Here is a 23604-nt window from a genome sequence, read left to right as displayed (position 1 = left end):
ATGAGCACCACGACCTCCCGTGCCGGACTCGCGCCGGACCTGTCCACCCGCACGCTGACCACCACCGGAGACGGTCGGCGGCGCCGTCACCAGCAGGGGAGCGTCCGGCACCCCCGGGACACCGCCGTCAAGCGCACCCTCTACGTCATCGCCGGCGTCGGGTCGGCGCTGGTGTTCGGCGTCCCGCTCATCTGGTCGATCCTGCGGGCGTTCCAGTCCGAGGCCGTCATCACGCAGGCTCCGGACCCGGCGACGTTCTTCCAGCTCGGCTGGCAGAACTTCGCCGCCGTGTTCAGTTCGTCGTCGCACCTGCTCACCGGCGTCGTGAACTCGCTGATCGTGTCGATCGCGACCGCCGTCCTCACCGCCGTGATCGCGACGATGGCCGGGTACGGGTTCGCCCGCTTCCGGTTCCGCGGGTCCGGCGTGGTGTTCGGGCTCGTGCTGCTGACGATGATGGTGCCGTTCCAGGCCATCCTCACGCCGCTGTACCTCGAGCTGAACGCCATGAAGCTCACGAACTCGCTGCTCGGGCTCGTGCTCTTCTACACGACGGTGAACCTGCCGTTCGGCGTGTTCGTGATGCGGAACGCGTTCGAGTCGATCCCGACCGAACTCGAGGACTCGGCGTTCGTCGACGGCGCCTCGCGCTTCCGGGTCGTCGTGTCGGTGCTCCGCCCGCTGCTGCTGCCCGGTGCCGCGACCGCCGCGCTCTACGCGTTCCTGGCGTCGTGGACGGAGTTCCTCGGAGCGCTGACCTTCCTGACGAAGGACTCGCTCTACACGCTGCCGGTCGCGCTGCTCAACCTGCAGACCGGTGCGTACGGGCAGGTGTCGTACGGGAACCTCGTCGCCGGGTCGGTCGTGGCGATGATCCCGTGCATCGCGCTCTACGTCGGGCTGCAGCGGTTCTACGTCGCTGGCCTGTCGTCGGGCGCGCTGAAGGGCTGACGGTCGGGTCAGCCCCGGGGCGGGGCGGGGCGGCGCGGCGTCTCGGTGCGAGGTTGATCACTCGGTGCGGCGCTCTTTGCCCGCACCGAGTGGCCAACCTCGCACCACCCGCGCGAGCGACGCCGCGCGACGCCGCGCTCCGCGCGAGCGCGGCCGCGCTACGCGCTCCGGCGCACCACGAGCTCGGGCGCGAGCAGGGTCTCGTCGCGGGGCTCCCCCTCGATGAGCGCCCGCACGGTGTCGAGCACCCGCTCCCCCATCGCCCGGAAGTCCTGCCGCACGGTGGTGAGCGGCGGCGTGAAGTGCGCGGCTTCGGGGACGTCGTCGAACCCCACCACGGCGATGTCGTCGGGGACCCGGAGCCCCTCGTCGGCGAAGGCGTGCAGGGCCCCGAGCGCCATCTGGTCGTTGCCGGCGAAGACCGCGTCGACGGTGTGCACGTCGATGGTCCGCGCCGCGGCGAACCCGCTCGCCGGCGTCCAGTCCCCGTCGAGCACGACCGGCTCGAGCCCGGCCTCGCGCATGATCCGCACGTAGGTCTCACGGCGCACCTCGGACTCCTGCGAGACGCTCGGCCCGGCGATGTGCACGATCCGCCGGTGTCCGCGCCCGAACAGGTGCTCCATCACGAGCGACGTGCCGGCGACCTGGTCGATCGCGACGGCGGCGACGCTCGGCGCGACCGGGGCCCGGGCGGCGTCGCGCTGCACGGCGTTCGACACGACGACGGGCACGGTGACGGGGACGGTCAACGAGGCGAGGGCGTCGAGCACCCGGTTGTCCGCTGCGACCAGGACGATCGCGGCGACGTCCTGCGCGAGCAGGGTCGTGATCGCGGCGGACAGGTCGCCCGGCCGCGGGTCGTCGGGCAGGGTCGACAGCAGCACGTGGTACCCGGCCGAACGGGCTGCCCGTTCGAAGCCGATCGCGGTGCTCGACGGGCCGTACAGCGCGTCGCCGGCGGTGATGATGCCGAGCGCCCGGCTGCGCCCTCCGGCGAGCGCCCGGGCTGCGGCGCGCGGCCGGTACCCGAGCTCGGTGACGGCGTCGGTGACCTGCGAGCGGTACTGCTCGCGCACCGTCGGGTCGCCGTTGATGACCCGGGAGACGGTCTGGTGCGACACCCCGGCGCGCTCGGCGACGTCGAAGATCGTGGGCGCCTTCCGGCGGTTGCCGCCCTTGCCCCCTGGGGCGGTCGTGGTGGTCACGAGGCCAACCGTACCGCGCAGTCGGTCCGGCACCGCAAGATCGCGAAACGGTCACGACGAGTTGACACCCCGTCACGGAACCCTCAGTATGTGAGCGCTCACACGAGCACTCACCGGGGGCACAGCAGCCCCGTCACCCGAGCGCGTCGACGTCGACGCGCAGGAACAGAGGTACTTCGATGATGAAGCGCAAGATCGTCGCGGGCGTCGCAGCCCTCGGCATCGCCATCGCACTGGCCGGCTGCTCGGCCGGCGGACGCGGCGACACCGGCAGCGGTGGCGGCAGCGGGGACAACAAGGGTGCACTGGTCGGCGTCGCGATGCCGACGAAGGTCTCGGAACGCTGGATCAAGGACGGCAACGCCGTCAAGAGCGACCTCGAGAAGGCCGGCTACAAGGTCGACCTCGAGTACGGGGACAACAAGGTCCAGCAGCAGGCCCAGCAGGTCAGCAACATGATCACGAAGGGCGCGAAGGTCCTCATCATCGCGTCGATCGACGGCGGTGCGCTCTCCGACCAGCTGGACGCGGCCGCGAAGGCCGGCATCAAGGTGATCTCCTACGACCGCCTGCTCACCGGCAACAAGAACGTCGACTACTACGTGTCGTTCGACAACGAGAAGGTCGGCGTCGACCAGGCGACCAGCCTGCTCACCGGCCTCGGTGTCCTCGACGCCGACGGCAAGAAGACCGGCGAGAAGGGCCCCTTCAACATCGAGGTCTTCGCCGGCTCGCTCGACGACAACAACGCGGGCTTCTTCTTCAACGGCGCGATGAAGACCCTCAAGCCGTACCTCGAGGACGGCACCCTGAAGATCCAGTCCGGCCAGGACCAGCTCTCCCAGGCCGCCACGCAGCAGTGGGACCCGGCGACCGCCAAGGCCCGCATGCAGAACCTGATCGCCAAGTCCTACTCCGGCGGCACCACGCTCAACGGCGTGCTGTCCCCGTACGACGGCATGTCGATCGGCATCATCTCGGCGCTGCAGGGCGCCGGCTACGGCAGCGGTGACCGTCCGCTCCCGACCATCACGGGTCAGGACGCCGAGGCCGCGTCGGTCAAGTCGATCATCGCGGACCAGCAGTACTCGACCATCTACAAGGACACGCGCAAGCTCGCCAAGCAGTCGGTCACCATGGCCGAGGACCTGCTGACGGACAAGAAGCCCGAGGTCAACGACACGAAGAGCTACGACAACAAGGTCAAGGTCGTCCCGACCTTCCTGTTCCAGCCGACCGTCGTCACCAAGGACAACTACAAGGAAGTCCTCGTCGACTCGGGCTACTACACCGAAGCCGACCTGAAGTAGTCGCAACCCACCCGACGGACAGGAGGCGCGGTGCCAGCCCGCACCGCGCCTCCAGTCCGTCTCCACCTGCGCGCGCGAGCGTGCACTACGGAAGGCGGTCGACGTGACGGACACCATCCTCGAGATGCGTGACATCACCAAGACGTTCCCCGGCGTCAAGGCCCTGCAGGGGGTCTCGATCGCGGTCGAGCGCGGGCAGGTCCACGCGATCTGCGGCGAGAACGGCGCTGGCAAGTCCACCCTGATGAAGGTGCTGTCCGGGGTCTACCCGCACGGCACGTTCGACGGCGAGATCCTGCTCGACGGCGCACCCGTCCAGTTCCACGACATCAACGGCTCCGAGGCATCCGGCGTCGTGATCATCCACCAGGAGCTCGCACTCAGCCCGTTCCTGTCGATCGCCGAGAACATCTTCCTCGGCAACGAGCAGTCCAAGGGCGGCTTCATCGACTGGAACAAGACGAACCTCGCCGCGGCGGAACTGCTGCAGCGCGTCGGGCTGAAGGACAACCCGGTCACGAAGATCGTCGACATCGGCGTCGGCAAGCAGCAGCTCGTCGAGATCGCGAAGGCGCTGTCGAAGCGGGTGAAGCTCCTCATCCTGGACGAGCCCACCGCGGCGCTGAACGACGACGACTCCGCGCACCTGCTCGAGCTCATCCGGTCGCTGCAGGCCGAGGGCATGACGGCGATCATCATCAGCCACAAGCTGAACGAGATCAAGGCGATCGCGGACAAGGTCACGATCATCCGCGACGGCCAGACCATCGAGACGCTCGACATGCACGCCGACGACGTGTCCGAGGACCGGATCATCCGCGGGATGGTCGGCCGCGACCTGTCGAACCGGTACCCGGAACGCGAGAACCCGGTGATCGGCGAGGAACTCCTGCGGATCGAGGACTGGACCGTCCACCACCCGCTCGACGCCTCCCGCGAGATCATCCACCACGCGAACCTCGACGTGCGCGCCGGCGAGGTCGTCGGCATCGCCGGGCTCATGGGCGCCGGTCGCACCGAGCTCGCGATGAGCGTGTTCGGGCAGTCCTACGGTGCCGGCATCAGCGGCACCGTGTACAAGCGCGGCACCCCGATCAAGACGCACACCGTCACGCAGGCGATCGACAACGGCATCGCCTACGTCACCGAGGACCGGAAGCGCTACGGCCTCAACCTCATCGACGACATCAAGCGGAACATCTCCGGCTCCGCGCTCGGCAAGCTCGCCGAGTGGGGCTTCGTGAACGCGTCGCAGGAGACCACCGTCGCGAAGCAGTTCCTCAAGAACCTCAACATCAAGGCGCCGAACGTCGACGTCATCACCGGGAAGCTCTCCGGCGGGAACCAGCAGAAGGTCGTCCTGTCGAAGTGGATGTACGCCGACCCCGACGTGCTCATCCTCGACGAGCCCACCCGCGGCATCGACGTCGGCGCGAAGTACGAGATCTACACGATCATCAACCAGCTCGCAGACCAGGGGAAGGGGATCATCGTGATCTCCTCCGAGCTCCCGGAGCTCCTCGGGATCTGCGACCGCATCTACACGCTCTCCGAGGGCACCATCACCGCCGACGTGCCCCGCTCCGAGGCCACGCCCGAGGTCCTCATGCAGTACATGACCCAGGAACGGGAGACCCCTGTCAATGAACGCGCTTAAGTCCGCCGCCGGCTACCTCACCGGGCAGCTCCGACAGATCGGCCTGTTCATCGCGCTGATCGTCATCGTCCTCTTCTTCCAGGTGACGACGAACGGCATCACCCTCGCCCCGATCAACGTCTCGAACCTGATCGTCCAGAACAGCTACATCCTGATCCTGGCGATCGGCATGGTCATGGTGATCATCGCCGGGCACATCGACCTGTCCGTCGGGTCGGTCGTCGCCTTCACCGGCGCCATGGCCGGCGTGATGATCACGCAGTGGAACATCCCGTGGCCGATCGCGGTCGTGCTCTGCCTGGTGGTCGGCGGGCTCGTCGGCGCCTGGCAGGGGTTCTGGATCGCCTACTTCGGGATCCCCGCGTTCATCGTCACGCTCGCGGGCATGCTCGCGTTCCGCGGTGCGGCGCAGATCGTCCTGCACAACCAGCAGATCTCGCCCTTCCCGGACGGGTTCCGGTCGCTCGGCTCCGGCTTCCTGCCGTCGTTCGGCACCACCGGGTACGAGCCGCTCACGATGATCCTCGGCTTCGCGGCCGCCGCCGTCCTGGTGGTCACGGCGTTCCGCGGTCGCGCGACGCGTCGGAAGTACCAGCTCGAGAGCGAGCCGTTCGCCTGGTTCATCACGAAGCTCGCGTTCACCGTCGCGCTCGTGATCTACGTGGCCCTCCTGCTCGCCAGCTACAACGGCACCCCGATCGTGCTCGTCGTCCTGGGGGCCCTCGTGGTGATCTACTCGGTCGTCATGCGCAGCGCGGTCTTCGGTCGCCACATCTACGCGATCGGCGGCAACGCCCTCGCGGCGCAGCTCTCCGGCGTCAAGACCAAGCGGGTCACGTTCCTGCTGTTCGTCAACATGGGCGTCATCTCGGCACTCGCCGGCGTGGTCTTCACCGGGCAGCTCAACCTGGCCGCACCGGGTGCGGGCAACGGCTTCGAGCTCGACGCCATCGCGGCCGTGTTCATCGGTGGCGCGGCGGTCACCGGCGGCATCGGCACCGTGCCGGGAGCCATCGTCGGTGGTCTCATCATCGGCATCCTGAACAACGGCATGTCGATCCTCGGCATCGGCACCGAGTACCAGTCCCTGATCAAGGGCCTGGTGCTGCTCGCCGCCGTCGCGTTCGACGTGTTCAACAAGCGTCGGGCGGCGTCCGCGCGCAAGTAGGCGTTCGACACCTCCACCACAGCGACAGAAGTGCGCGGAAGTTCCGCGCACTTCTGTCGCTTTCGCGTTTCAGCGGGACAGGACGGCCCAACCCCCGGCCTGGAGGCGCACGGTCCCGTCCCCGACATCCGCCCCGCCCGCCTCCACGCGCGTCGCGTCGGCCGCGGGCAGGTCGACGGGATCGGCCGCCAGGTTCAGGGCGGTCACCACGGCGGCGTCCGCCGTCGCGGTCCGCAGGACGATCGCCGTGTTCGACAGGTGCACGACGTCGGTGTGCGCCCGGTGCAGCCAGGGGTTCCGCCGGCGGAGCGCGATGAGCGCCTCGTGGTCGTGCGTGATCGCCGTCGGAGCCGGCGGGGCGTCGGGGAACTCCGGGCGCACGGCGTCGTCGCCGCCGAGGCGCTCCTCCTTGACCGCGGTCCAGCCGAACTCGTCGCCGGCGTAGACGCTCGGCGTCCCCGCGACCGTGAACAGGACCGCGGCGGCGTGCGGCGCGAAGCGCTCCCCCACCGCACTCGCGATCCGGGTGACGTCGTGGTTGCCGACGAAGGTGCTCGGCACGAAGGTCTCGAGCAGGGCGTCGTGCCGCTCGATCGCGTGCGCCAGCTCGTGGCAGTTCGTGTCCGCGATGCCGTGCCAGATCCCCTGCCACAGCTCGTACTGCGTCGTCGAGTCCATCGTCGAGGCGCGGACGATCGCGGCCGCGTCGCCGTGGATCACCTCCCCGCTGAACCAGGCGTCCGGGAACCGCTCACGGACGCGCGGCAGCACGCGTGCCCAGAACTCCGGCGGGACGGCGTAGGCCGCGTCGAGGCGCCACCCGTCGACACCGCGTCCAAGCCAGTGCGTCATGACCTCGACGACGAGGTCCTCGGTCGCGCAGCTGCCGTGGTCGAGCGCGACGAGGATGTCGTGGCCCTCGAAGTCCCGGACGCGCACCGGCGCACCGGGCCGCCACCCGTCCCAGTCCACCGCGAACAGGTCGGCGGTCGCCGCACCCGGCCCGTCGGCCTCGAGCGCCCGGAACGCCGGGTGCTCCCGACCCACGTGGTTGAAGACCCCGTCGAGCAGGACCCGGACGCCCCGCCCGTGCGCGGCCGCCACCAGCCGGTCGAAGTCGTCGTCGTCACCGAGCCGGGGGTCGATCCGGAAGTGGTCGACGGTGTCGTAGCCGTGCGTGGAGCTCGCGAACACCGGGCCGAGCAGCAGCCCGTTCAGCCCGAGGTCGACGACGTGGTCGAGCCACCCGGCGATCCGGTCCAGCCGGTGCTCGACGGGGCTGTCCGCCACCGCGGTCTCCGGCCGGACCTCGGCGCCGACGAAGCCGAGCGGGTACACGTGCCACCACAGCACGTGCTCGACCCAGGCGGGTTCGGTCGGACGGACGGGTTCGGTGTCGGGGTTCACCACTGCGATGCTGCCAGCCGTACCTGGGCTGTGTGCTCGCGGGCGGCGTGGGACGAGGATGGGGCGATGGGACGCGCGATCAGGACGGAAGCGGACGCCACGGCGTCGGAGTCGGCGCACGCGGAACGCACCTGCGCCTCGTGCGGACGCCGGATGCCCGCCACGGCAGCGCCCGAGGCGAAGTGGTGCTCCGGCGCGTGCCGCAAGCACGGCGTCGACGAGACCGACCGCGCGCTCGAACAGCGGATCGACGAGCTGCTGGCCGCCCGTGCCCGGACGTCGAGCATCTGCCCGTCCGACGTCGCTCGCTCCCTCGACCCGGACGACTGGCGGCCACTGATGGAGCCGGCACGTCGGGCGGCACGGCGGATGGTCGCTCGGGGCGAGGTCGAGATCACGCAGCACGGCTCGGTCGTCGACCCGTCCACGGCCAAGGGGCCGATCCGCATCCGCCGACCGCGGTGAGGGAACACCGGCGAGACGACATGTGTTGGGGAACCCGATGACTCTCGACGACACCACCACGCAGTCCACCGACCGTCACGCGCTCGTCGTGGGCGCCAGCGGCATCACCGGGTCGGCTCTGGTCGACCGCCTGCTCGGCGACGGGTGGCAGGTGACCGCGCTCTCGCGTCGACCGCTCGCCCGTGACGGCGTCCGCACGGTGGCGGCCGACCTCCGCGACCCGGAGAGCCTGTCGACTGCCCTCGCCGACGAACGGCCCACACACGTGTTCTTCACCGCGTGGCAGCGGCAGGAGACCGAGGCCGAGAACATCCGCGTCAACGGGGGCATGGTCCGCGACCTGCTCGCGGCCCTCGGGCACGCACCGCTCGCGCACGTGGCACTCGTCACCGGCCTCAAGCACTACCTCGGCCCGTTCGAGGCCTACGCCGCCGGCGAGATGCCGGACACCCCGTTCCACGAGGAGGAGCCGCGCCTCGACACCCCGAACTTCTACTACGCGCAGGAGGACGAGCTCTTCGCCGCCGCCGAGCGACAGGGGTTCACCTGGTCGGTGCACCGCTCGCACACCGTCATCGGCCACGCCGTCGGCAACGCCATGAACATGGGGCTGACGATCGCGGTGCAGGCGACACTGGCGAAGGAGCTCGGCCTCGACTTCGTGTTCCCGGGCAGCGGGGCGCAGTGGAACGGCCTGACCGACATGACCGACGCCGGACTGCTCGCCGAGCACATGGTCTGGGCGGCGACGTCCCCGGAGGGCGCCGACGAGCCCTTCAACATCGTGAACGGCGACGTCTTCCGCTGGCGGTGGATGTGGCCGCGACTGGCCGCGCACCTCGGGGTGGACCCGGCACGCGTCGTCGGCTACCAGGACCGTCCCCGGCCCCTCGAGGAGCAGATGGCGCCGTACGAGTCCGCGTGGCCCGCGATCGCCGAGCGGCACGGGCTCGTCGAATCGGACATCGGCCGGCTCGCCTCGTGGTGGCACACCGACGCCGACCTCGGCCGCGCGATGGAGGTCGTGACCGACATGGGGAAGAGCCGCGAGGCCGGCTTCACCGGGTTCCGGCGGACCGAGCGGTCCTTCACGGACCTGTTCGACCGGTACCGCGCCGACCGCCTCGTCCCCTGAACGACCGAGCGCGGGGCTGCGCGGCCCGGCGTGGAACGGCACGACCGGGCCCGGGCCCGGGCCCGGGACGGCGCTACCGGGCGAGGAGCAGCACGACGAGCGTCGCGACCGCCAGCACAAGGAGCACCGCTGCGCCCTGCAGGTCACGGTCGCGGGCCCGCAGGTGCGCCACGACGGCGCCGGCGAAGTAGACCACGGCACCGATGGCCGCGGCGATGGCGAGCGGTGCCCACCACAGGCCGATGACGAGTCCGGCCGCGGCGGCGACCTCGAGCAGACCGAGGACGATCATCTGCGCGGGGCTGACGTGCACCGCTTCCATCGAGGCGACGATCTTCGGGTTGCGGACGAGCTTCATCACGCCGGAGCCCAGCGTGGCGACGGCGAGGAGGAGCGAGAGGACGACTGCTGCGATGTGCACGGGGGCTCCGGTGTGTTCGAAACGGATGGTGGTCTCCGTTTCAATCCGGACAGCACTCCCCGTATTCCCGGCCGCGCGATCTAGGCTCGGCGCATGATCCGTCGGGACGTTGCTCGCAACCGTCAGGCCCTCGTCGACGCGGCCCGGACCGCGTTCACCGACCACGGCCTCCAGGCTCCCCTCGAACCGATCGCGGTCGCGGCCGGACTCGGCAACGCGACCCTCTACCGGCACTTCCCGACGCGAGCCGCCCTGTGGGAGGCGGTGCTCACCGAGCCGATGCAGGAGGTGCTGGACCTCGTCGAGCGGTGCCGCGCGCTGTCCGCGTCGGACCCGTGGGCGGCCTTCGCGACGTTCGTCCGGGAGACCGCGGCGATCGAGGCCCGACGCACGGGCTTCAGCGAGCTGATGACGACGGACTACCGCGATGCGCCCGAGCTGCTGCGGCTCCGCATTGCCGTGCAGGACGGGGTCGACGCCCTCGTCGCCGCGGGGCAGCGCGCCGGGGTCATCCGCGCCGACGCCGCGCTGCCCGACGTCGCCCTGCTGCAGCTGTCGATCGCGGAGACGATCAGGACATTCGGCTCCGTCGCACCGACGGCGTACCGGCGGTGGCTCGACCTGGTGCTGGACGGGTTCCGGGCGCCGGACCTGCCCCGAGACGCACTGTCCGGCCGGCCGTTGCGTGGCGACCAGGTCCGCCGTGCGATGGCCGAGCGGCTCCGACCGTCACGACAGAAGGCGTAGCGGATCCGGCACGACGGCAGGTGGTCCGCGACGAGCCGCCGACGGTGCAGACTCGGAACATGAGCGAGCCGGACGACCACTTCTTCGTCGTCGACGGCCGACGCTGGCGACGGACCGACCCGGCGTTGCCGGAGGACGTGGCCGCGGCCCTCCGGTCGCACCTCGGCCGGGGTCGGAACGCGGTCAAGCAGGCGAAGCAGACGGGCGACGACGAGGCACTGGCGGCAGCGCGGCACCGGAACGGCCTGGCGAAGCACGGCCTCGGCGAACGCGGACCGGAGTGGTGGGAGCGCCCGGAGGCCGAGCGCGTCGCCGATGCCCGGCGGGCCCTGACGGACCTCGACGCCCTCGACGCCGCCGCCGCCGACTGACTGAAACGTCCCATCGCGCCCGCAATCGGAAGCGGAATCGCGCGTAGGAGGCAGGAAGTTCCGACCTCCTACGCGCGATTCGTCCTCCTACGCGCGATTCGACCCACCACGCCCACGCCGCCCGCCGGGCTCCCGCCCGCGCGTCAGGCCTCGGTGTGGCCGAGCTCCGGCTCGCGCAGCAGGCACGCCGTGCGGGACGCCGCCGCGTGCAGCTCGAGCACGACGAGCTCGTTGCGGCCCTCGCGCAGCACGGGCCCGGGGATCGCGAGCGTCGACTGCGGGCCGCGGGACCAGTACCGGCCGAGGCAGAACCCGTTCACCCAGGCGACGCCCTTCCGGAACCCGTCGAGGGACAGGTAGCGGTCGTCGGCAGCGGCGAGGTCGAACGTCCCCGTGGCGAACGTCGGCCCGGCGAGCACGTCGCCGTCCGTCGGTTCGATCGCGGCCAGGACCGCGAGGGCGGCGGGTGCGAGCGGGTCGAGCGCGAGCGGTGACGCGGTCCATCGGGCGAGCGGGACACCGTCGACGGCCACTCCCCCGATGAGGCCCTTCGGTTCGCCGATGCGGGGGCCGTAGTCGACCCGGCCCTGGTCCTCGACGAGGAGCTCGAGCGTGCCGGTGACGGGCGGCAGCGCGATGGCTCGGTCGTGGTGTTCGCGTTCGAGAACGCCGACGACGGTGCCGTCGACGCTGACGATCGCGCGGTCGCGGACCTCTTCCCCGACGGTCAGGACGCCGCCGGTGGGCAGATCGACCTCGGCGCGGTACAGCACGAAGCCGGAGGCGGCTCCGAGGGCGTCGAACGTCGGCGGGGTGTCGTGCGTCGACCAGTCGCTGAGCGCGGGCAGCAGGGACCGGAGCGACGCGACGCGGTCGAGGCGGACGGCGAGGTCCGTGGCGGGGGCGACCCGCGCCTCCAGGCCGTCGCCGGACCCGACCACGGGACCGAGGCGACCCGATCCACCGGGTTCCATCGACGACGGCAGCGGCGGCACGGGCGCGTAGCGCTCGATCACCGAGCGGAACGCGTGGAACTTCGACGTCGGCCGGCCGGCCTCGTCGAGGGGTGCGTCGTAGTCGTACGACGTCGAGATCGGCCGGTACACGCCCTTGTCATTCGCACCGTTCGTGAAGCCGAAGTTCGTGCCGCCGTGGAACATGTAGATGTTGACCGAGCCGCCCGCGGCGAGCAGGTCGTCGAGGTCCGACGCCGAGGCGGCGGCCGGCGTGGTGTGGTGGTGCTCGCCCCAGCTGTCGAACCAGCCGTCCCAGAACTCCGAGCACATCAGCGGCCCGGTCGGCTGCGCCTGACGGAGTCGTTCCAGGCGCGACACCGAGCGGGATCCGAACGAGCCGGTCTTGTGCAGCGACGGCAGCGAACCGTCCTCGAGCATCGTGCCCATCGGCTGGTCGACGCTGGTGAAGGGGACGGTGAGCCCGATGTCGCGGTGCATCCGCTCGAGCTTCGTCAGGTAGACGGGGTCGGAGCCGTACGCGCCGTACTCGTTCTCGACCTGCACCAGCACGATGGGTCCGCCCTGGTCGATCTGCCGCGGGACGAGCACCGGCGCCAACGCCTGCAAGTACGAGGAGACTGCTGCGAGGAACTGCGGCTCGTCGCGTCGGACGCCGACCGTGCCGTCCGCGAAGAGCCAGTACGGCAGCCCGCCGTTGGTCCACTCGGCACAGATGTACGGGCCGGGACGGACGATGGCGTGCATGCCCTCCGCGGCGACGAGGTCGAGGAACCGGCCGAGGTCGAGCCCGCCGGTCAGGTCGAAGACGCCGGGCGACGGGGCGTGCGCGTTCCACGCGACGTACGTCTCGATGGTGTTGAGCCCCATCAGCTTCGCCTTGCGGATCCGGTCCGCCCACAGGTCGGGGTGGACGCGGAAGTAGTGGATCGCGCCGGACAGGACCCGGTGCGGCTCGCCGTCGAGCAGGAAGTCGGTGTCGCCGATGGCGAATCGCATGGTGTGACTCTCTCATGGCCGGCCGCGGCCGGGCGTGGAGCGGGGCCATGCGGACGTGTCCGCACGGCCCCGCAGCGGGGTGGGTTGCCTACTTGGTCGAGACCGTGAAGCCCTGGTCCTTGCCGTACTTGGCGAGGGCCTTCTGCCAGGCCTCGAGACCGCCCTCGAGCGAGGTGCCGTTCTCGTAGGACTGCCCGACCGTGTCCGCGTAGACGCTGTTCGCGTACACCTGGTACGGCAGGTAGGTGAAGTCGTTGTCCGAGGACTTCGACGCGTCGACGAGCACCTTGTTGATCTGCTGGCCGCCGAAGTACTCCGGCTTCTCGTCGAGGAACGCCGACGAGTCGAGGTCGGCCGTCGTCGACGGGAACCCGCCGGACTTCATGAAGACACCGGTCGACTCCTTCGAGGAGTTCAGCCACTTGAGGAAGCCCGCGGCGAGGGCCGGGTTCTTCGACTGCTTCAGGACGGCCTCGGCGCTGCCGCCGTTGTTGGCGGTCTGCGCGGCGCTGCCGTCGTAGGTCGGCATCGGGGCGACGCGCCAGTCACCGGACGCGTCGGCGACGCTCGCCTCGAGGTTGCCGGGCATCCAGGCGCCGGTGATCAGCGTGGCGATCTGGCCGTTGCCGAGCTGCTTGTACCAGTCGTCGCTCCAGCCGACGGTCTTCGACAGCAGGCCCTGCTCGACGAGCTCGTTCCAGGTGCTCGTCCACTTCTTGGTGCCGGCGTCCTGCAGGTTGATGGTGACCTTGTCGCCCTTCGTGGTGAAGGGGGTGCCACCGGCCTGGGCGATCATGCTCGTGGTGAAGCCCGCGTCGCCGGAGTCGGCGGTGATGTACGCGTTCGGGTCGGCGTCGTGCAGCTTCTTCGCCGCGGCGACGTACTCGTCCCACGTCTTCGGCACGGCGATGTCGTGCTTGTCGAACACCGTCTTGTTGTAGAACAGCGCCATGGGGCCGGAGTCCTGCGGCAGGCCGTAGATCTTGCCGTTCATGTCGACCGAGTTCCACGTGCTCGTCGCGAACTTGTCCTTCAGGTCGCCGAACCCGTACGACGACAGGTCGAGGAGCGAGTCGGACAGGGCGAACTGCGGGAGCGCGTAGTACTCGACCTGGGCGACGTCGGGGGCACCCGAGCCGGCCTTGATCGTGTTCTGCAGCTTCGTGTACTGGTCGGCGCCGGTGCCGGCGTTGACGAGCTTGACCTTCACCTTGGGGTAGGCCTTCTCGAACGCGGCGACCTGGTCCTTGGCCGACGGGGTCCACGACCAGTAGGTCAGGGTGCCACCGTCCTTCAGCGCCTTGTCGATGTCGTCGGAGGAACCGCCGGACGACGAGCCGCCGGAGGCGCAGGCCGCCAGGGCGATGGCGGCGGTGACGCCGATGGCGAGGGCGCTGAGTCCGCGCCGGAGCCTGGTGTTCATGGGGGTGCCTTTCACTTCTTCGTGTTGGGGTGGTGGAGCTGCTGTGTGCCGGGCCGGGAGGCGTGTGGCGGGGTCGCCCCGCGCCTCCAGGCCGACGGATCAGGCCTTGACGGACCCGGCTGCGAGGCCGGACTGCCAGAAGCGCTGGAGGAAGAGGAACGCGACCACGATCGGGATGATCGTGAGGAGCGATCCGGTGACGACGAGGTTGTAGATCGGCTGCGCACCGGAGCCGGTCGCCTGCGCGTTCCACTGGTTCAGGCCGACCGTGAGCGGGTACCACTTCGGGTCGCTCAGCATGATCAGGGGCAGGAAGTAGTTGTTCCAGGTGGCGACGACCGCGAAGAGCAGGACGGTGACGACGCCGGGTGCGAGCAGGCGGAGCGCGATCGTGAAGAAGATCCGGAACTCCCCCGCGCCGTCCATTCGAGCGGCCTCGAGGAGTTCGGCGGGGATCGCGTCGACCGCGTAGGTCCAGATCAGGTACATGCCGAACGGGCTGATGAGCGACGGCAGGATGATCGCCCACGGGGTGTTCGTCAGGCCGAACTGCGAGAACAGCAGGAACGTCGGGACGGCCAGCGCGGTGCCGGGGACCGCGATCGCTCCGAGCACGACGGCGAACACCGCGCGGCGGCCGACGAACTGGAACTTCGCCATGCCGTAGCCGGCGACGGTGGCGAGCAGGGTCGCACCGCCCGCCCCGACCACGACGTAGAGGAGCGTGTTGCCGAGCCACTGGACGAAGATGCCGTCGTTGTAGGTCAGCGTGTCGACGATGTTCTGCCAGAGGTTGAACTTCCCGCCGAACCAGAGGCCGAACGTCGACAGCAGCGACGACTGCGTCTTCGTGCTGTTGACGAGCAGGTAGAACAGCGGCGCGAACGAGTAGACGACGAACACGACCATCACGGCGGTGAGGAGACCGGAACGCTTGGGCTTGCGTCCGTCGACCGGCCGGCGGTTGCGGGGGCCCTTGCCACCCGGCCTGGAGGCGCTGCTCCCGCGACCGCGCGTCTCGCGTTGGGTCGTGGTCGCCTCGGTCACCGTGGCGGGTGCGGGGGTCTGGAGGGTGCTCATCGGTTCTCCTGGCGGGTTCCGCGGACCTGGACGACGTAGGCGATCACGGCGGTGATGACACCCATGACGATGGCGACGGTGGCGGAGTAGTTGAACTGCTGGCCGCTGAACGACAGCGAGTAGGCGTACATGTTCGGGGTGAAGGCGCTGCCGATGACGTTCGGGGCGAGGGTCTTCAGCAGGTTCGGCTCGTTGAAGAGCTGGAAGCTGCCGATGATCGAGAAGATCGTGGCGATCACCATCGGGCCGCGCAGGGCGGGGAGCTTGATGGAGAACACTGTGCGGAGGGGGCCGGCGCCGTCGAGCTCGGCGGCCTCGTACAGGTCACCGGGGACGACGCGGAGGGCGGCGTAGAAGATCAGCATGTTGTAGCCGAGGAACTCCCACGTGACCACGTTGCCGATGGACGTCAGGACCCAGTCCGGGCTGAACGGCTGCAGCAGGTCGATGCCGAGCGCGTGGTTCGCGGTGCCCGTCAGGCCGAACTGGTTGCCGTAGATGAAGCCCCAGATGAGCGCGGCGACGACGCCGGGGACCGCGTACGGCAGGAACACCGCGATGCGGAAGAACGACGTCCCCCAGAGCCGGGCGCTGTCGAGTGCGAGGGCCGCGACCAGTGCGAGCCCGAGCATGATCGGCACCTGCACGACGAGGAACAGGGCGACGCGGCCGAGACCGGACCAGAACTTGGCGTCCTGGAAGAGCTGGACGTAGTTGGCGAACCAGACGAACTGGTTGCCGCCGATGAGCTGGTCGCGGAACAGGCTCAGCCAGAGGGCGTACCCGATCGGCACGATGAGCATCGCGACGAGGACGACGACGAACGGGCCGACGAAGAGCCAGCCGGTGAAGCGGCCGCGCGGCTTGGCGCGGCGGCGCGGTGACGCGGTCGGTGTCGTGGCACCGGCCGGGCGCGCTTCGAGCGTGCTCATGGAACTCCCTTGTCCTGCTGCTGTTCGACCGATCGATGTTGACGTCAACATCGACCGCCGCGACGATAGCATGGCAACGTCAACATGCGCTAGCGTTCGGGGACGCCGGAGTTCCTGTCCGGCACCGGACGGAAGGGGCGATCGTGACGACCGAGCTGTCCGCAGCCGCACGCCGCTCCCCCTCGATGGCCGCCGTCGCCGAAGCCGCCGGGGTCTCGATGCAGACCGTGTCGCGCGTGGCCCGCGGTTTCGACAACGTCTCGCCGGACACCCGCGACCGCGTGCAGCGCGCGATGGACGACCTCGGCTACCGCCCGAACCGCGCCGCCCGTGCCCTGCGGTCCGGGCGCTTCCGGACCATCGGCGTGATCATGTTCACGCTCGCCTCGTTCGGCAACATGCGCACGCTCGAGGCGATCGCCGACGCCGCCGGCGCCGCCGACTTCACGATCACGCTGCTGCCGATGGCCTCCCGGACCGAAGAGGGCGTCCGCTCGGCGTTCTCCCGCCTGCACGAGCAAGCGGTCGACGGCGTCGTGATCATCATCGAGTCGCACATCATCGACACGGCCGAGGTCGTCCTGCCCGACGGCGTCCCGATGGTCATCATCGACTCCACCGGCAGCACCGACCACCCCGCCATCGACACCGATCAGGCCGACGGCGCCCGCCAGGCCACGCAGTACCTGCTCGACCTCGGGCACGAGACCGTCTGGCACGTCGCTGGCCCCACGTCGTCCTACTCCGCCGCACGCCGGCTCGCCGCCTGGCAGGCCACGCTCGAGGCCGCCGGGCGCACCGTTCCCCCGGTGTTCCACGGCGGGTGGAGCTCCGAGTCCGGGTACCGCGCCGGCCGCGAGATCGCCGGGCGCCCGGACATCACCGCCGTGTTCGCCGCCAACGACCAGACCGCGCTCGGTGTCCTCCGGGCCGCGCACGAACTCGGCCGCGCCGTACCGGAGACCCTCAGCGTCGTGGGCTTCGACGACTCCCCCGAGTCCGACTCGTTCTGGCCGCCGCTGACCACCGTGCACCAGTCCTTCGACGAGGTCGGGCGGCGCGCCGTCACGAACCTCCTCGCTCAGATCGAGGGGCAGCCCGTGCGCGCGACCGCCGACCTCGTGCCCGTGCGGCTCGTCGTACGCGCCAGCACCGCCGCACCGCCCGCACACTGACTGACCGCCCTCGTGCCGGCGGCGTCACCCGCGCCGGCGCGCCCAGTTCGACAGGCGTACCGTGAACGGCGTGCCGGTTCGCTGTCCGGCCTCGGGTATGCGACGCCTCCGTGTCTCCGGAGTACAGCCCGCGCCACCGCCGGGTTGCCCTCACTCCTCCACCACGGCTGACGGATCATGAAGCACATCGTCTACGGGCTCACCGCCGTCCTGACAACCGACGAGGCCGCCGACGCCGTCCTGGACTACGCCGCGGCCCTCGCGCACGCCGGACTCGCGGACACCGTGGCCGTGCCGACCGTCGACGCGTTCGGCAGCACGACGACGACCTCGTTCCTCCTCGCCCCGGCGCTCGGCATCCTGGTGGAGGACGCCCCGGACGACCCGCTCGGCCCGGACACCGCGGCCTTCGTCGAGGAGATCACCTGGCGGTCGCGCGCCGTGCGGAGCACGCCGCCGCCGCCCGCCTGACGGGCCGACGGCTGGCGGCCGGCGATCTGTCGCTTTCGCGAAAGCGACAGATGTCTGCGGAACATCGGCGTCCATGTGTCGCGTTGACGAGGCGAACCGCCCTCCCGACCCGACAACTGTCGCTTTCGCGCACCAGACCGGGACACGGCGGCCGGGAGGCGCGGCACCATGCCGCCACGCGCCTCCAGGCCGCCACGCCCCGCCGAAGCGACAGATGCGTGCGGAACATCGGCAGGGATCTGTCGCTTTCGCGGCGTGGACGCCCCGAGTCGCGCACGATCTGTCGCTTTCGCGCACCAGACCGGCACACGCACTCACACGCGTGACGAGCCGCGCACGCGCGCACGCGCATCCGCGGCCGGGGGCCGCCCGCGGACGGCAGAGGGCGTCGGGACCGCTGCGCGGACCCGACGCCCTCTGTGCTCACTCGACGCCCGCCGTGGCGTGCGCCGAGGCGCTTCAGCCGATCGACACGGCGGTCCAGGAGACGGGCGGCAGCTCGATCGTGATGGTGTTGCCCTCGCGACGGACGGTGTCGTTCGTACGGAGCCCGACGCGCGACGTGTTCGCGAGGTCGTTCACCGCGTGCACGTCGTCGTCCCAGACGCCCTCGGCACGGACGTCCCCGTCGACCGACAGGCCGGCGAGGTCGATCGTGACCGTGGTGGTCTCCGACGGGTGCCGGTTGACCAGGAACACCGCGGCGCCGTCGTCGGACACCGTGGCGGCCGAGTCGACCACCGGGACCTCGCCGTACTTGCCACCGTCGACCGTGTCACCCGAGGCCTTCACCTGCAGCGACGTGCCGTTGGCGAGCCGCGAGGTGAGCGAGAACGGGAAGAACGTGGTCTGGCGCCAGGCCGGGCCGCCGGGCTCGGTCATGATCGGGCCGATCACGTTGACGAGCTGCGCGAGCGACGCCGAGGCGACCCGGTCCGCGTGGCGCAGCAGCGAGATGAGCAGCCCGCCGACGACGACGGCGTCGGCCACGGTGTAGACGTCCTCGAGGAGGCGCGGGGCGACCGGCCACTCCTCGAGCGTGAACTCCTTCGCCTGCTCGTGCCACTTCGTGAGCGACCAGACGTTCCACTCGTCGAACGAGATGTCGATGCGCTTGTCGGACTTCTTCTGCGCCTGCACGTGGTCGGCGGCCGTCGTGACGGTCTTGATGAAGTGGTCCATGTTGACGCCGGAGGCGAGGAACGAGGCGAGGTCGCCGTCCTCCTCGTAGTAGGCGTGCGCGGAGATGTAGTCGACGTCGTCGTAGGTGTGCTCGAGGACGGTGCGCTCCCACTCGCCGAACGTCGGCATCGACGCTCCCGAGGAACCGCAGGCGACGAGCTCGAGGTCGGGCTGGATCTGCCGCATGGCCTTGGCGGTCATCGCGGCGAGCTTGCCGTAGTCCTCGGCGTTCTTGTGACCGAGCTGCCACGGGCCGTCCATCTCGTTGCCGAGGCACCACATCTTGATGGCGAAGGGCTCCTGGCGGCCGTTGGACTTGCGGTACTCGGACAGTGCGGTGCCGGCGTCGATGTTCGCGTACTCGAGGAGCTCGATCGCCTCGGCGGTGCCGCGGGTACCGAGGTTCACGGCGAGCATGAGCTCCGAGCCGACCTGGTCGAGCCAGTGCTGGAACTCGTGCAGGCCGACCTCGTTGGTCTCGGTGGAGTGCCAGGCGAGGTCGAGGCGGCGGGGACGCTGCTCGACGGGGCCGACGCCGTCCTCCCACTTGTAGCCGGAGACGAAGTTGCCGCCGGGGTAGCGGATGGCCGAGACACCGAGCTCCTTGACGAGCTCGACGACGTCCTTGCGGAACCCGTGTTCGTCGGCGGTCTCGTGGGTGGGCTCGTGGATGCCGTCGTAGACGTGGCGTCCGAGGTGCTCGACGAACCCGCCGAAGAGGCGACGTCGCACCGGCCCCACGGTGAAGGCGGCGTCGAGGACGAGGTGTGTGCGGGGCATGGATCTCCTTCGATCGTGCGGTGCAGCGGAGCGAGCGGCCCCTCGTCAAAGTGAGCGCTCACGTTCCCGAAACGCTAGCGGCTTTCCGCGCGACACGAAAGGGGCCGTGCGCGAAGGTCACAGATCGGGTGCGACGTCGTCGAAAAGAGTGGCGGCACGTCGGGGCGCACGCTAATGTGAGCGCTCACGGAGCACCGACCCTGCTCCGACTCGGCCCGTCCCGATGGAGTGATGCCATGCCGAACCGAATCGCTGTACCCACCCCGCAACCCCGAGGCGGCGCCTTCACACGGCGGAGCCTCCTCGCCGCAGGAGCAGCCGCCGCCACGGTGCTGCCGCTCGCCGCCTGCTCGAGTCCCCTCGCGGCCGGCGTCGCCGGCGCCCCGCTCAACCCCGAGACGCTCGTCTTCTGGAACCTCTTCGGCGGCGGCGACGGCCTGCGCATGCAGGACATGGAAGCCGGCTACGCCAAGCAGCACGGCGGCTCGTCCTCGCTGCAGGCGACGACCTTCGCGTGGGGCAACCCGTACTACTCGAAGGTGACACTGGCCACCGTCGGGAACAAGCCGCCGGACGTCGCGATCGCGCACCTGACCCGAGCGAAGCCGCTCTGGGACGGTGACCTGCTCGACCCGATCACGAACGACGACCTGGCGAGCGTCGGCCTCAGCGCCAGCGACTTCAACCAGAAGGCGTGGACCGCGCAGAAGACCGACGGCAACAACATCTGCGTGCCGCTCGACACCCACCCCTTCGTGCTCTTCTACAACGTTGACGTGTGCCAGAAGGCCGGCCTGATCGACTCGGACGGCAAGCTCAAGGACCTGACCGGCATCGACGCCTTCGAGAAGGCCCTCGCCGCGGTCGCGAAGGTCACCGGCGGCACGGCGCTCAACGTCGCGAACGTCAGCGAGATCGCGACGCCGTGGCGCTTCTTCTGGACGATGTACAACCAGATCGAGGGCGCGACCCCGTTCATCAGCGACGGCGGCTCGAAGCTCACCGTCAACGAGGACGCCTACACGAAGGTCACCGACATGACCCAGAAGTGGGTCAAGAACGGCTGGCTGAACAAGGGCCTCGACTACGCCACCGCGCAGACGCTCATGTTCACCGGCAAGGCGGGCTTCTTCATGCAGGGCGAGTGGGAGATCAGCACCGCCCAGTCGATCAAGGGCCTGAAGTTCGGCATGGCGCCGATCCCCCAGCTCTTCGACAAGCCGGCGACCCAGGCCGACTCGCACACCTTCATCCTGCCGAGGAAGGACCGGACGCCCGAGCAGCGCAAGGCGCACATGCTCTTCATCAAGCAGATGCTCGAGCAGAGCCTGACCTGGGCGCAGGGCGGCCACGTGCCGGCGTACATGCCGACGTTCGACAGCACCGCGTACAAGAAGCTCACGCCGCAGTCGAACTACGCCTCGGCCGCCGAGACCGCGGTGTTCGACGACCCGGCCTGGTACGGCGGGTCGGGCTCCACCTTCGAGAACACCGTCGGTGCGCAGCTCGCGCTCGTGCAGCAGGGCAGCAGTTCACCCGCGCAGGCACTCAGCGCGATCAAGGACCAGCTCGCGACCTACCTCAACACCCCGAGCCCGCTGTGATCGGGCACCCCACCCGGCTCCCCGCAGCCGGACACGCGACCTCCCGGCAGCAGGACGCCGGGCACACCGACGTGAACACCGCGCGAAAGGCACGATGACGTGACCACAGCACCTGTCCTCGACCGCCCCACGGACGCGGCCGCGCCGCCCCGGCGGACCCGCACCTACCGCACCAGCCTCACCCGCGGCCAGGGCCGCAGCGGCTGGCTGTTCCTCGCCCCCTTCGGCCTGTTCTACCTGGCCTTCCTGCTCGGCCCGACGGTCTGGATGATCGTCTCGAGCTTCTTCAACACCTCGACCGTCCGCACCGGACTCGGCAGCTTCGCCGGGTTCGCGAACTACGGCGAGATGCTCGGACGCGCGGACTTCTGGTCGTCGCTCTGGCACACGCTGCAGTTCACGCTGTACACGACGCCGCCGCTCGTCATCCTGGCGTTCGTCTTCGCCGTGCTGACGAACCGGATGAACCGCGGCCAGTGGTTCTTCCGCTTGGCGTTCTTCCTGCCGTTCATCCTGCCGTCGGCGACGATCTCCCTCATCTGGGTGTTCATCTTCACGCCGTCGACCGGCCTGTGGGCGAGCATGCAGTCGCTCATCGGGCTGACCCCCGGGGCCGGCATGCTGGCGAGCCCGAACACCGCCATGATCGGCGTCGCGATCGCCACCGTCTGGTGGACGCTCGGGTTCAACTTCGTGCTGTACCTGGCCGGTCTGCAGGAGATCCCCCGCGAGCTCTACGAGGCCGCCGCCGTCGACGGTGCCTCGAGCTGGCAGCAGATCAAGTCGATCACGCTGCCGCTCCTCGGCCGGACGACGACGCTGGTCATCCTGCTGCAGGTGATCGCGAGCCTGAAGATCTTCGACCAGGTGTACCTGATGACGAACGGCGGGCCGGGCATCTCGACCCAGGTCTCGCTGCAGCTCATCACCGGCGTCGGGTTCACCGACAACCGACTCGGTGCCGCATCGGCCGCGTCGGTGCTCCTGTTCATCGTGATCGTCGCGATCGCGGTCATCCGGCAGCTCGTCGAGCGCGCTGCCGCCAAGCGTGAGATCGGGGCCTGACATGACCACCACCGAGAGCATCACGACGCCCCGTGCCAAGCTCCGCAACGGCGTCTCCGCCGCAGCACCCGCGAACGCCGCGAAGATCGGCGTCTCGGGTCGGGGCTTCAACACCGTCGCCGCGATCATCCTCACGGTCTTCGCGATCATCTGGCTCATCCCGAGCGTCTTCGCGCTGAAGACCTCGCTGTCGGACAACGGTGTCGCCGCCCTGGGCGCGAACTCGATCCTGTCGAACTGGAACCCGACGCTGCACTCGTACGCGGCACTGTTCGGCGCCGGCGACATCTGGAACTGGTACCTCGCCAGCGCGATCACCAGCGTGATCACCGCGGTCCTCACCGTGCTGTTCGCGTCGATGGCCGCGTTCGCGTTGTCCCGGCTCGTGTTCCGCGGCCGCAACGTCGCGTTCCTGCTCATCATCCTCGGGATCATGATCCCGACGCAGGTGCTGATCATCCCGATCTTCCAGGAGCTCAACGCCGTCGGCCTGCTCAACACCTACTGGTCGGTCATCTTCCCGCAGGTGCCCGCCGTGATCGCGGTGTTCATCTTCAAGCAGTTCTTCGACGGCATCCCGAAGGAGCTGGAAGAGGCTGCGCGCATCGATGGTGCGGGCATCTGGAAGGTCTACTGGTCGGTCATCCTGCCGCTGTCGCGTCCGGTGATCGCGGCGGTGACGATCCTGACCTTCGTCGGTGTCTGGAACAACCTGCTGCTGCCGCTGTTCGTGCTGTCGAACCCGGACCTCATGACGATCCCGGTCGGGCTCGCCACGGTCCAGGGCAGCTTCGGGCAGCGCTACGCGGACATCCAGGCCGGGGCGATCCTGGCAGCGCTGCCGCTGATCATCCTGTACCTGATCTTCCAGCGGCAGATCGTCGAGGGTGTGACCGGGTCCGGTCTCAAGGGCTGACGCCACCCCAGGACGGACTGGAGGCGCGGTGCCAGCTGGCACCGCGCCTCCAGTCCGTCCGCCCTCACGTCTCGGGCCGCCGCGCGGAGGAGGCGGAATCGCGCGGAGGGGGGCGGAATTTAAGGCCTCCCAAGCGCCATTGGGCTGCCAACAGCGCGGGCGG

21 protein-coding genes are annotated in these 23604 nt (G+C 69.7%); 13 read left to right on the top strand and 8 right to left on the bottom strand.

Going from position 1 to position 23604, the window contains the following annotated elements:
* Complete coding sequence (locus tag EDF64_RS16580) at nucleotides 1–951, top strand: carbohydrate ABC transporter permease (RefSeq protein WP_133521063.1); 951 nt, start codon at nucleotides 1–3, stop codon at nucleotides 949–951.
* A gap of 158 nt (nucleotides 952–1109) precedes the next feature.
* Here EDF64_RS16580 and EDF64_RS16575 read toward each other — a convergent pair whose 3' ends face one another.
* Entirely contained in the window at nucleotides 1110–2159 is a 1050-nt protein-coding gene (locus tag EDF64_RS16575) for a LacI family DNA-binding transcriptional regulator (RefSeq protein ID WP_166645782.1), read from the bottom strand.
* Between the two features lie 179 nt (nucleotides 2160–2338).
* Between EDF64_RS16575 and chvE the strand changes: the two genes are divergently transcribed.
* From chvE to mmsB, 3 genes are all read left to right on the top strand, one after another.
* Nucleotides 2339–3469 carry a multiple monosaccharide ABC transporter substrate-binding protein gene (gene chvE / locus EDF64_RS16570; protein WP_133521061.1) on the top strand — a complete coding sequence of 377 codons (1131 nt, stop codon included), beginning with the start codon at nucleotides 2339–2341 and terminating at the stop codon, nucleotides 3467–3469.
* A 103-nt stretch (nucleotides 3470–3572) separates the two neighbouring features.
* On the top strand, nucleotides 3573–5126 hold the full coding sequence (gene mmsA, locus EDF64_RS16565) for a multiple monosaccharide ABC transporter ATP-binding protein (RefSeq protein ID WP_133521060.1): 1554 nt from the start codon (nucleotides 3573–3575) through the stop codon (nucleotides 5124–5126).
* Nucleotides 5113–6294 (top strand): multiple monosaccharide ABC transporter permease, encoded by a 1182-nt coding sequence (mmsB, locus tag EDF64_RS16560; RefSeq protein ID WP_133521059.1) that lies wholly within the window; start codon nucleotides 5113–5115, stop codon nucleotides 6292–6294. Before mmsA ends, mmsB begins: the two co-directional genes overlap by 14 nt.
* Nucleotides 6295–6363: 69 nt before the next feature.
* Here mmsB and EDF64_RS16555 read toward each other — a convergent pair whose 3' ends face one another.
* Entirely contained in the window at nucleotides 6364–7701 is a 1338-nt protein-coding gene (locus EDF64_RS16555; RefSeq protein ID WP_133521058.1) for an alpha-amylase family glycosyl hydrolase, read from the bottom strand.
* 66 nt (nucleotides 7702–7767) lie between these two features.
* Here EDF64_RS16555 and EDF64_RS16550 point away from each other — a divergent pair, with 66 nt between their 5' ends.
* Together EDF64_RS16550 and EDF64_RS16545 are read left to right on the top strand one after the other, a co-directional pair.
* Nucleotides 7768–8166, top strand: a complete 399-nt coding sequence (locus EDF64_RS16550) for a DUF3253 domain-containing protein (RefSeq protein WP_133521057.1) — start codon at nucleotides 7768–7770, stop codon at nucleotides 8164–8166.
* A gap of 37 nt (nucleotides 8167–8203) precedes the next feature.
* Nucleotides 8204–9301 carry an SDR family oxidoreductase gene (locus EDF64_RS16545; RefSeq protein ID WP_133521056.1) on the top strand — a complete coding sequence of 366 codons (1098 nt, stop codon included), beginning with the start codon at nucleotides 8204–8206 and terminating at the stop codon, nucleotides 9299–9301.
* 73 nt (nucleotides 9302–9374) lie between these two features.
* Here EDF64_RS16545 and EDF64_RS16540 read toward each other — a convergent pair whose 3' ends face one another.
* Nucleotides 9375–9722, bottom strand: a complete 348-nt coding sequence (locus EDF64_RS16540) for a DoxX family protein (RefSeq protein ID WP_133521055.1) — start codon at nucleotides 9720–9722, stop codon at nucleotides 9375–9377.
* 93 nt (nucleotides 9723–9815) lie between these two features.
* Here EDF64_RS16540 and EDF64_RS16535 point away from each other — a divergent pair, with 93 nt between their 5' ends.
* Both EDF64_RS16535 and EDF64_RS16530 read left to right on the top strand, forming a co-directional pair.
* Nucleotides 9816–10469 (top strand): TetR/AcrR family transcriptional regulator, encoded by a 654-nt coding sequence (locus EDF64_RS16535; RefSeq protein WP_133521054.1) that lies wholly within the window; start codon nucleotides 9816–9818, stop codon nucleotides 10467–10469.
* Between the two features lie 59 nt (nucleotides 10470–10528).
* Nucleotides 10529–10840: a biopolymer transporter Tol gene (locus EDF64_RS16530; protein WP_133521053.1), complete on the top strand. Its 312-nt coding sequence runs from the start codon at nucleotides 10529–10531 to the stop codon at nucleotides 10838–10840.
* Nucleotides 10841–10983: 143 nt separating this feature from the next.
* On the opposite strand, the gene EDF64_RS16525 is transcribed toward EDF64_RS16530, so the two are convergent.
* The 4 genes from EDF64_RS16525 to EDF64_RS16510 all read right to left on the bottom strand — a co-directional run bounded on the left by EDF64_RS16525 (nucleotide 10984) and on the right by EDF64_RS16510 (nucleotide 16248).
* Complete coding sequence (locus EDF64_RS16525) at nucleotides 10984–12813, bottom strand: glycoside hydrolase family 35 protein (RefSeq protein WP_133521052.1); 1830 nt, start codon at nucleotides 12811–12813, stop codon at nucleotides 10984–10986.
* A gap of 88 nt (nucleotides 12814–12901) precedes the next feature.
* A complete protein-coding gene (locus EDF64_RS16520; protein WP_208108935.1) occupies nucleotides 12902–14236 on the bottom strand; it encodes an ABC transporter substrate-binding protein in 1335 nt (444 codons plus the stop codon).
* A 99-nt stretch (nucleotides 14237–14335) separates the two neighbouring features.
* Nucleotides 14336–15316, bottom strand: a complete 981-nt coding sequence (locus tag EDF64_RS16515) for a carbohydrate ABC transporter permease (RefSeq protein ID WP_208108934.1) — start codon at nucleotides 15314–15316, stop codon at nucleotides 14336–14338.
* Nucleotides 15313–16248 carry a carbohydrate ABC transporter permease gene (locus EDF64_RS16510; RefSeq protein ID WP_133521050.1) on the bottom strand — a complete coding sequence of 312 codons (936 nt, stop codon included), beginning with the start codon at nucleotides 16246–16248 and terminating at the stop codon, nucleotides 15313–15315. Before EDF64_RS16510 ends, EDF64_RS16515 begins: the two co-directional genes overlap by 4 nt.
* 185 nt (nucleotides 16249–16433) lie before the next feature.
* Between EDF64_RS16510 and EDF64_RS16505 the strand changes: the two genes are divergently transcribed.
* Together EDF64_RS16505 and EDF64_RS16500 are read left to right on the top strand one after the other, a co-directional pair.
* The gene (locus EDF64_RS16505; protein ID WP_133521118.1) at nucleotides 16434–17423 is read left to right on the top strand and encodes a LacI family DNA-binding transcriptional regulator; all 990 of its coding nucleotides are present in this window, start codon (nucleotides 16434–16436) and stop codon (nucleotides 17421–17423) included.
* 177 nt (nucleotides 17424–17600) lie between these two features.
* The gene (locus EDF64_RS16500) at nucleotides 17601–17894 is read left to right on the top strand and encodes a hypothetical protein (RefSeq protein WP_133521049.1); all 294 of its coding nucleotides are present in this window, start codon (nucleotides 17601–17603) and stop codon (nucleotides 17892–17894) included.
* Between the two features lie 459 nt (nucleotides 17895–18353).
* On the opposite strand, the gene EDF64_RS16495 is transcribed toward EDF64_RS16500, so the two are convergent.
* Nucleotides 18354–19856, bottom strand: a complete 1503-nt coding sequence (locus EDF64_RS16495; protein WP_133521048.1) for an alpha-N-arabinofuranosidase — start codon at nucleotides 19854–19856, stop codon at nucleotides 18354–18356.
* Between the two features lie 236 nt (nucleotides 19857–20092).
* On the opposite strand from EDF64_RS16495, the gene EDF64_RS16490 reads away from it, so the two are divergent.
* From EDF64_RS16490 to EDF64_RS16480, 3 genes are all read left to right on the top strand, one after another.
* A complete protein-coding gene (locus tag EDF64_RS16490) occupies nucleotides 20093–21460 on the top strand; it encodes an extracellular solute-binding protein (protein WP_133521047.1) in 1368 nt (455 codons plus the stop codon).
* A 99-nt stretch (nucleotides 21461–21559) separates the two neighbouring features.
* Complete coding sequence (locus tag EDF64_RS16485; protein WP_133521046.1) at nucleotides 21560–22525, top strand: carbohydrate ABC transporter permease; 966 nt, start codon at nucleotides 21560–21562, stop codon at nucleotides 22523–22525.
* A 1-nt stretch (nucleotide 22526) separates the two neighbouring features.
* Entirely contained in the window at nucleotides 22527–23441 is a 915-nt protein-coding gene (locus EDF64_RS16480; RefSeq protein ID WP_071291370.1) for a carbohydrate ABC transporter permease, read from the top strand.
* Nucleotides 23442–23604 lie beyond the last annotated feature (163 nt).

The organism is Curtobacterium flaccumfaciens (assembly GCF_004361695.1).
GTDB classification, from domain to species: Bacteria; Actinomycetota; Actinomycetes; order Actinomycetales; family Microbacteriaceae; genus Curtobacterium; species Curtobacterium flaccumfaciens_B.
This window is presented reverse-complemented; position numbering and strand designations above follow the sequence as displayed.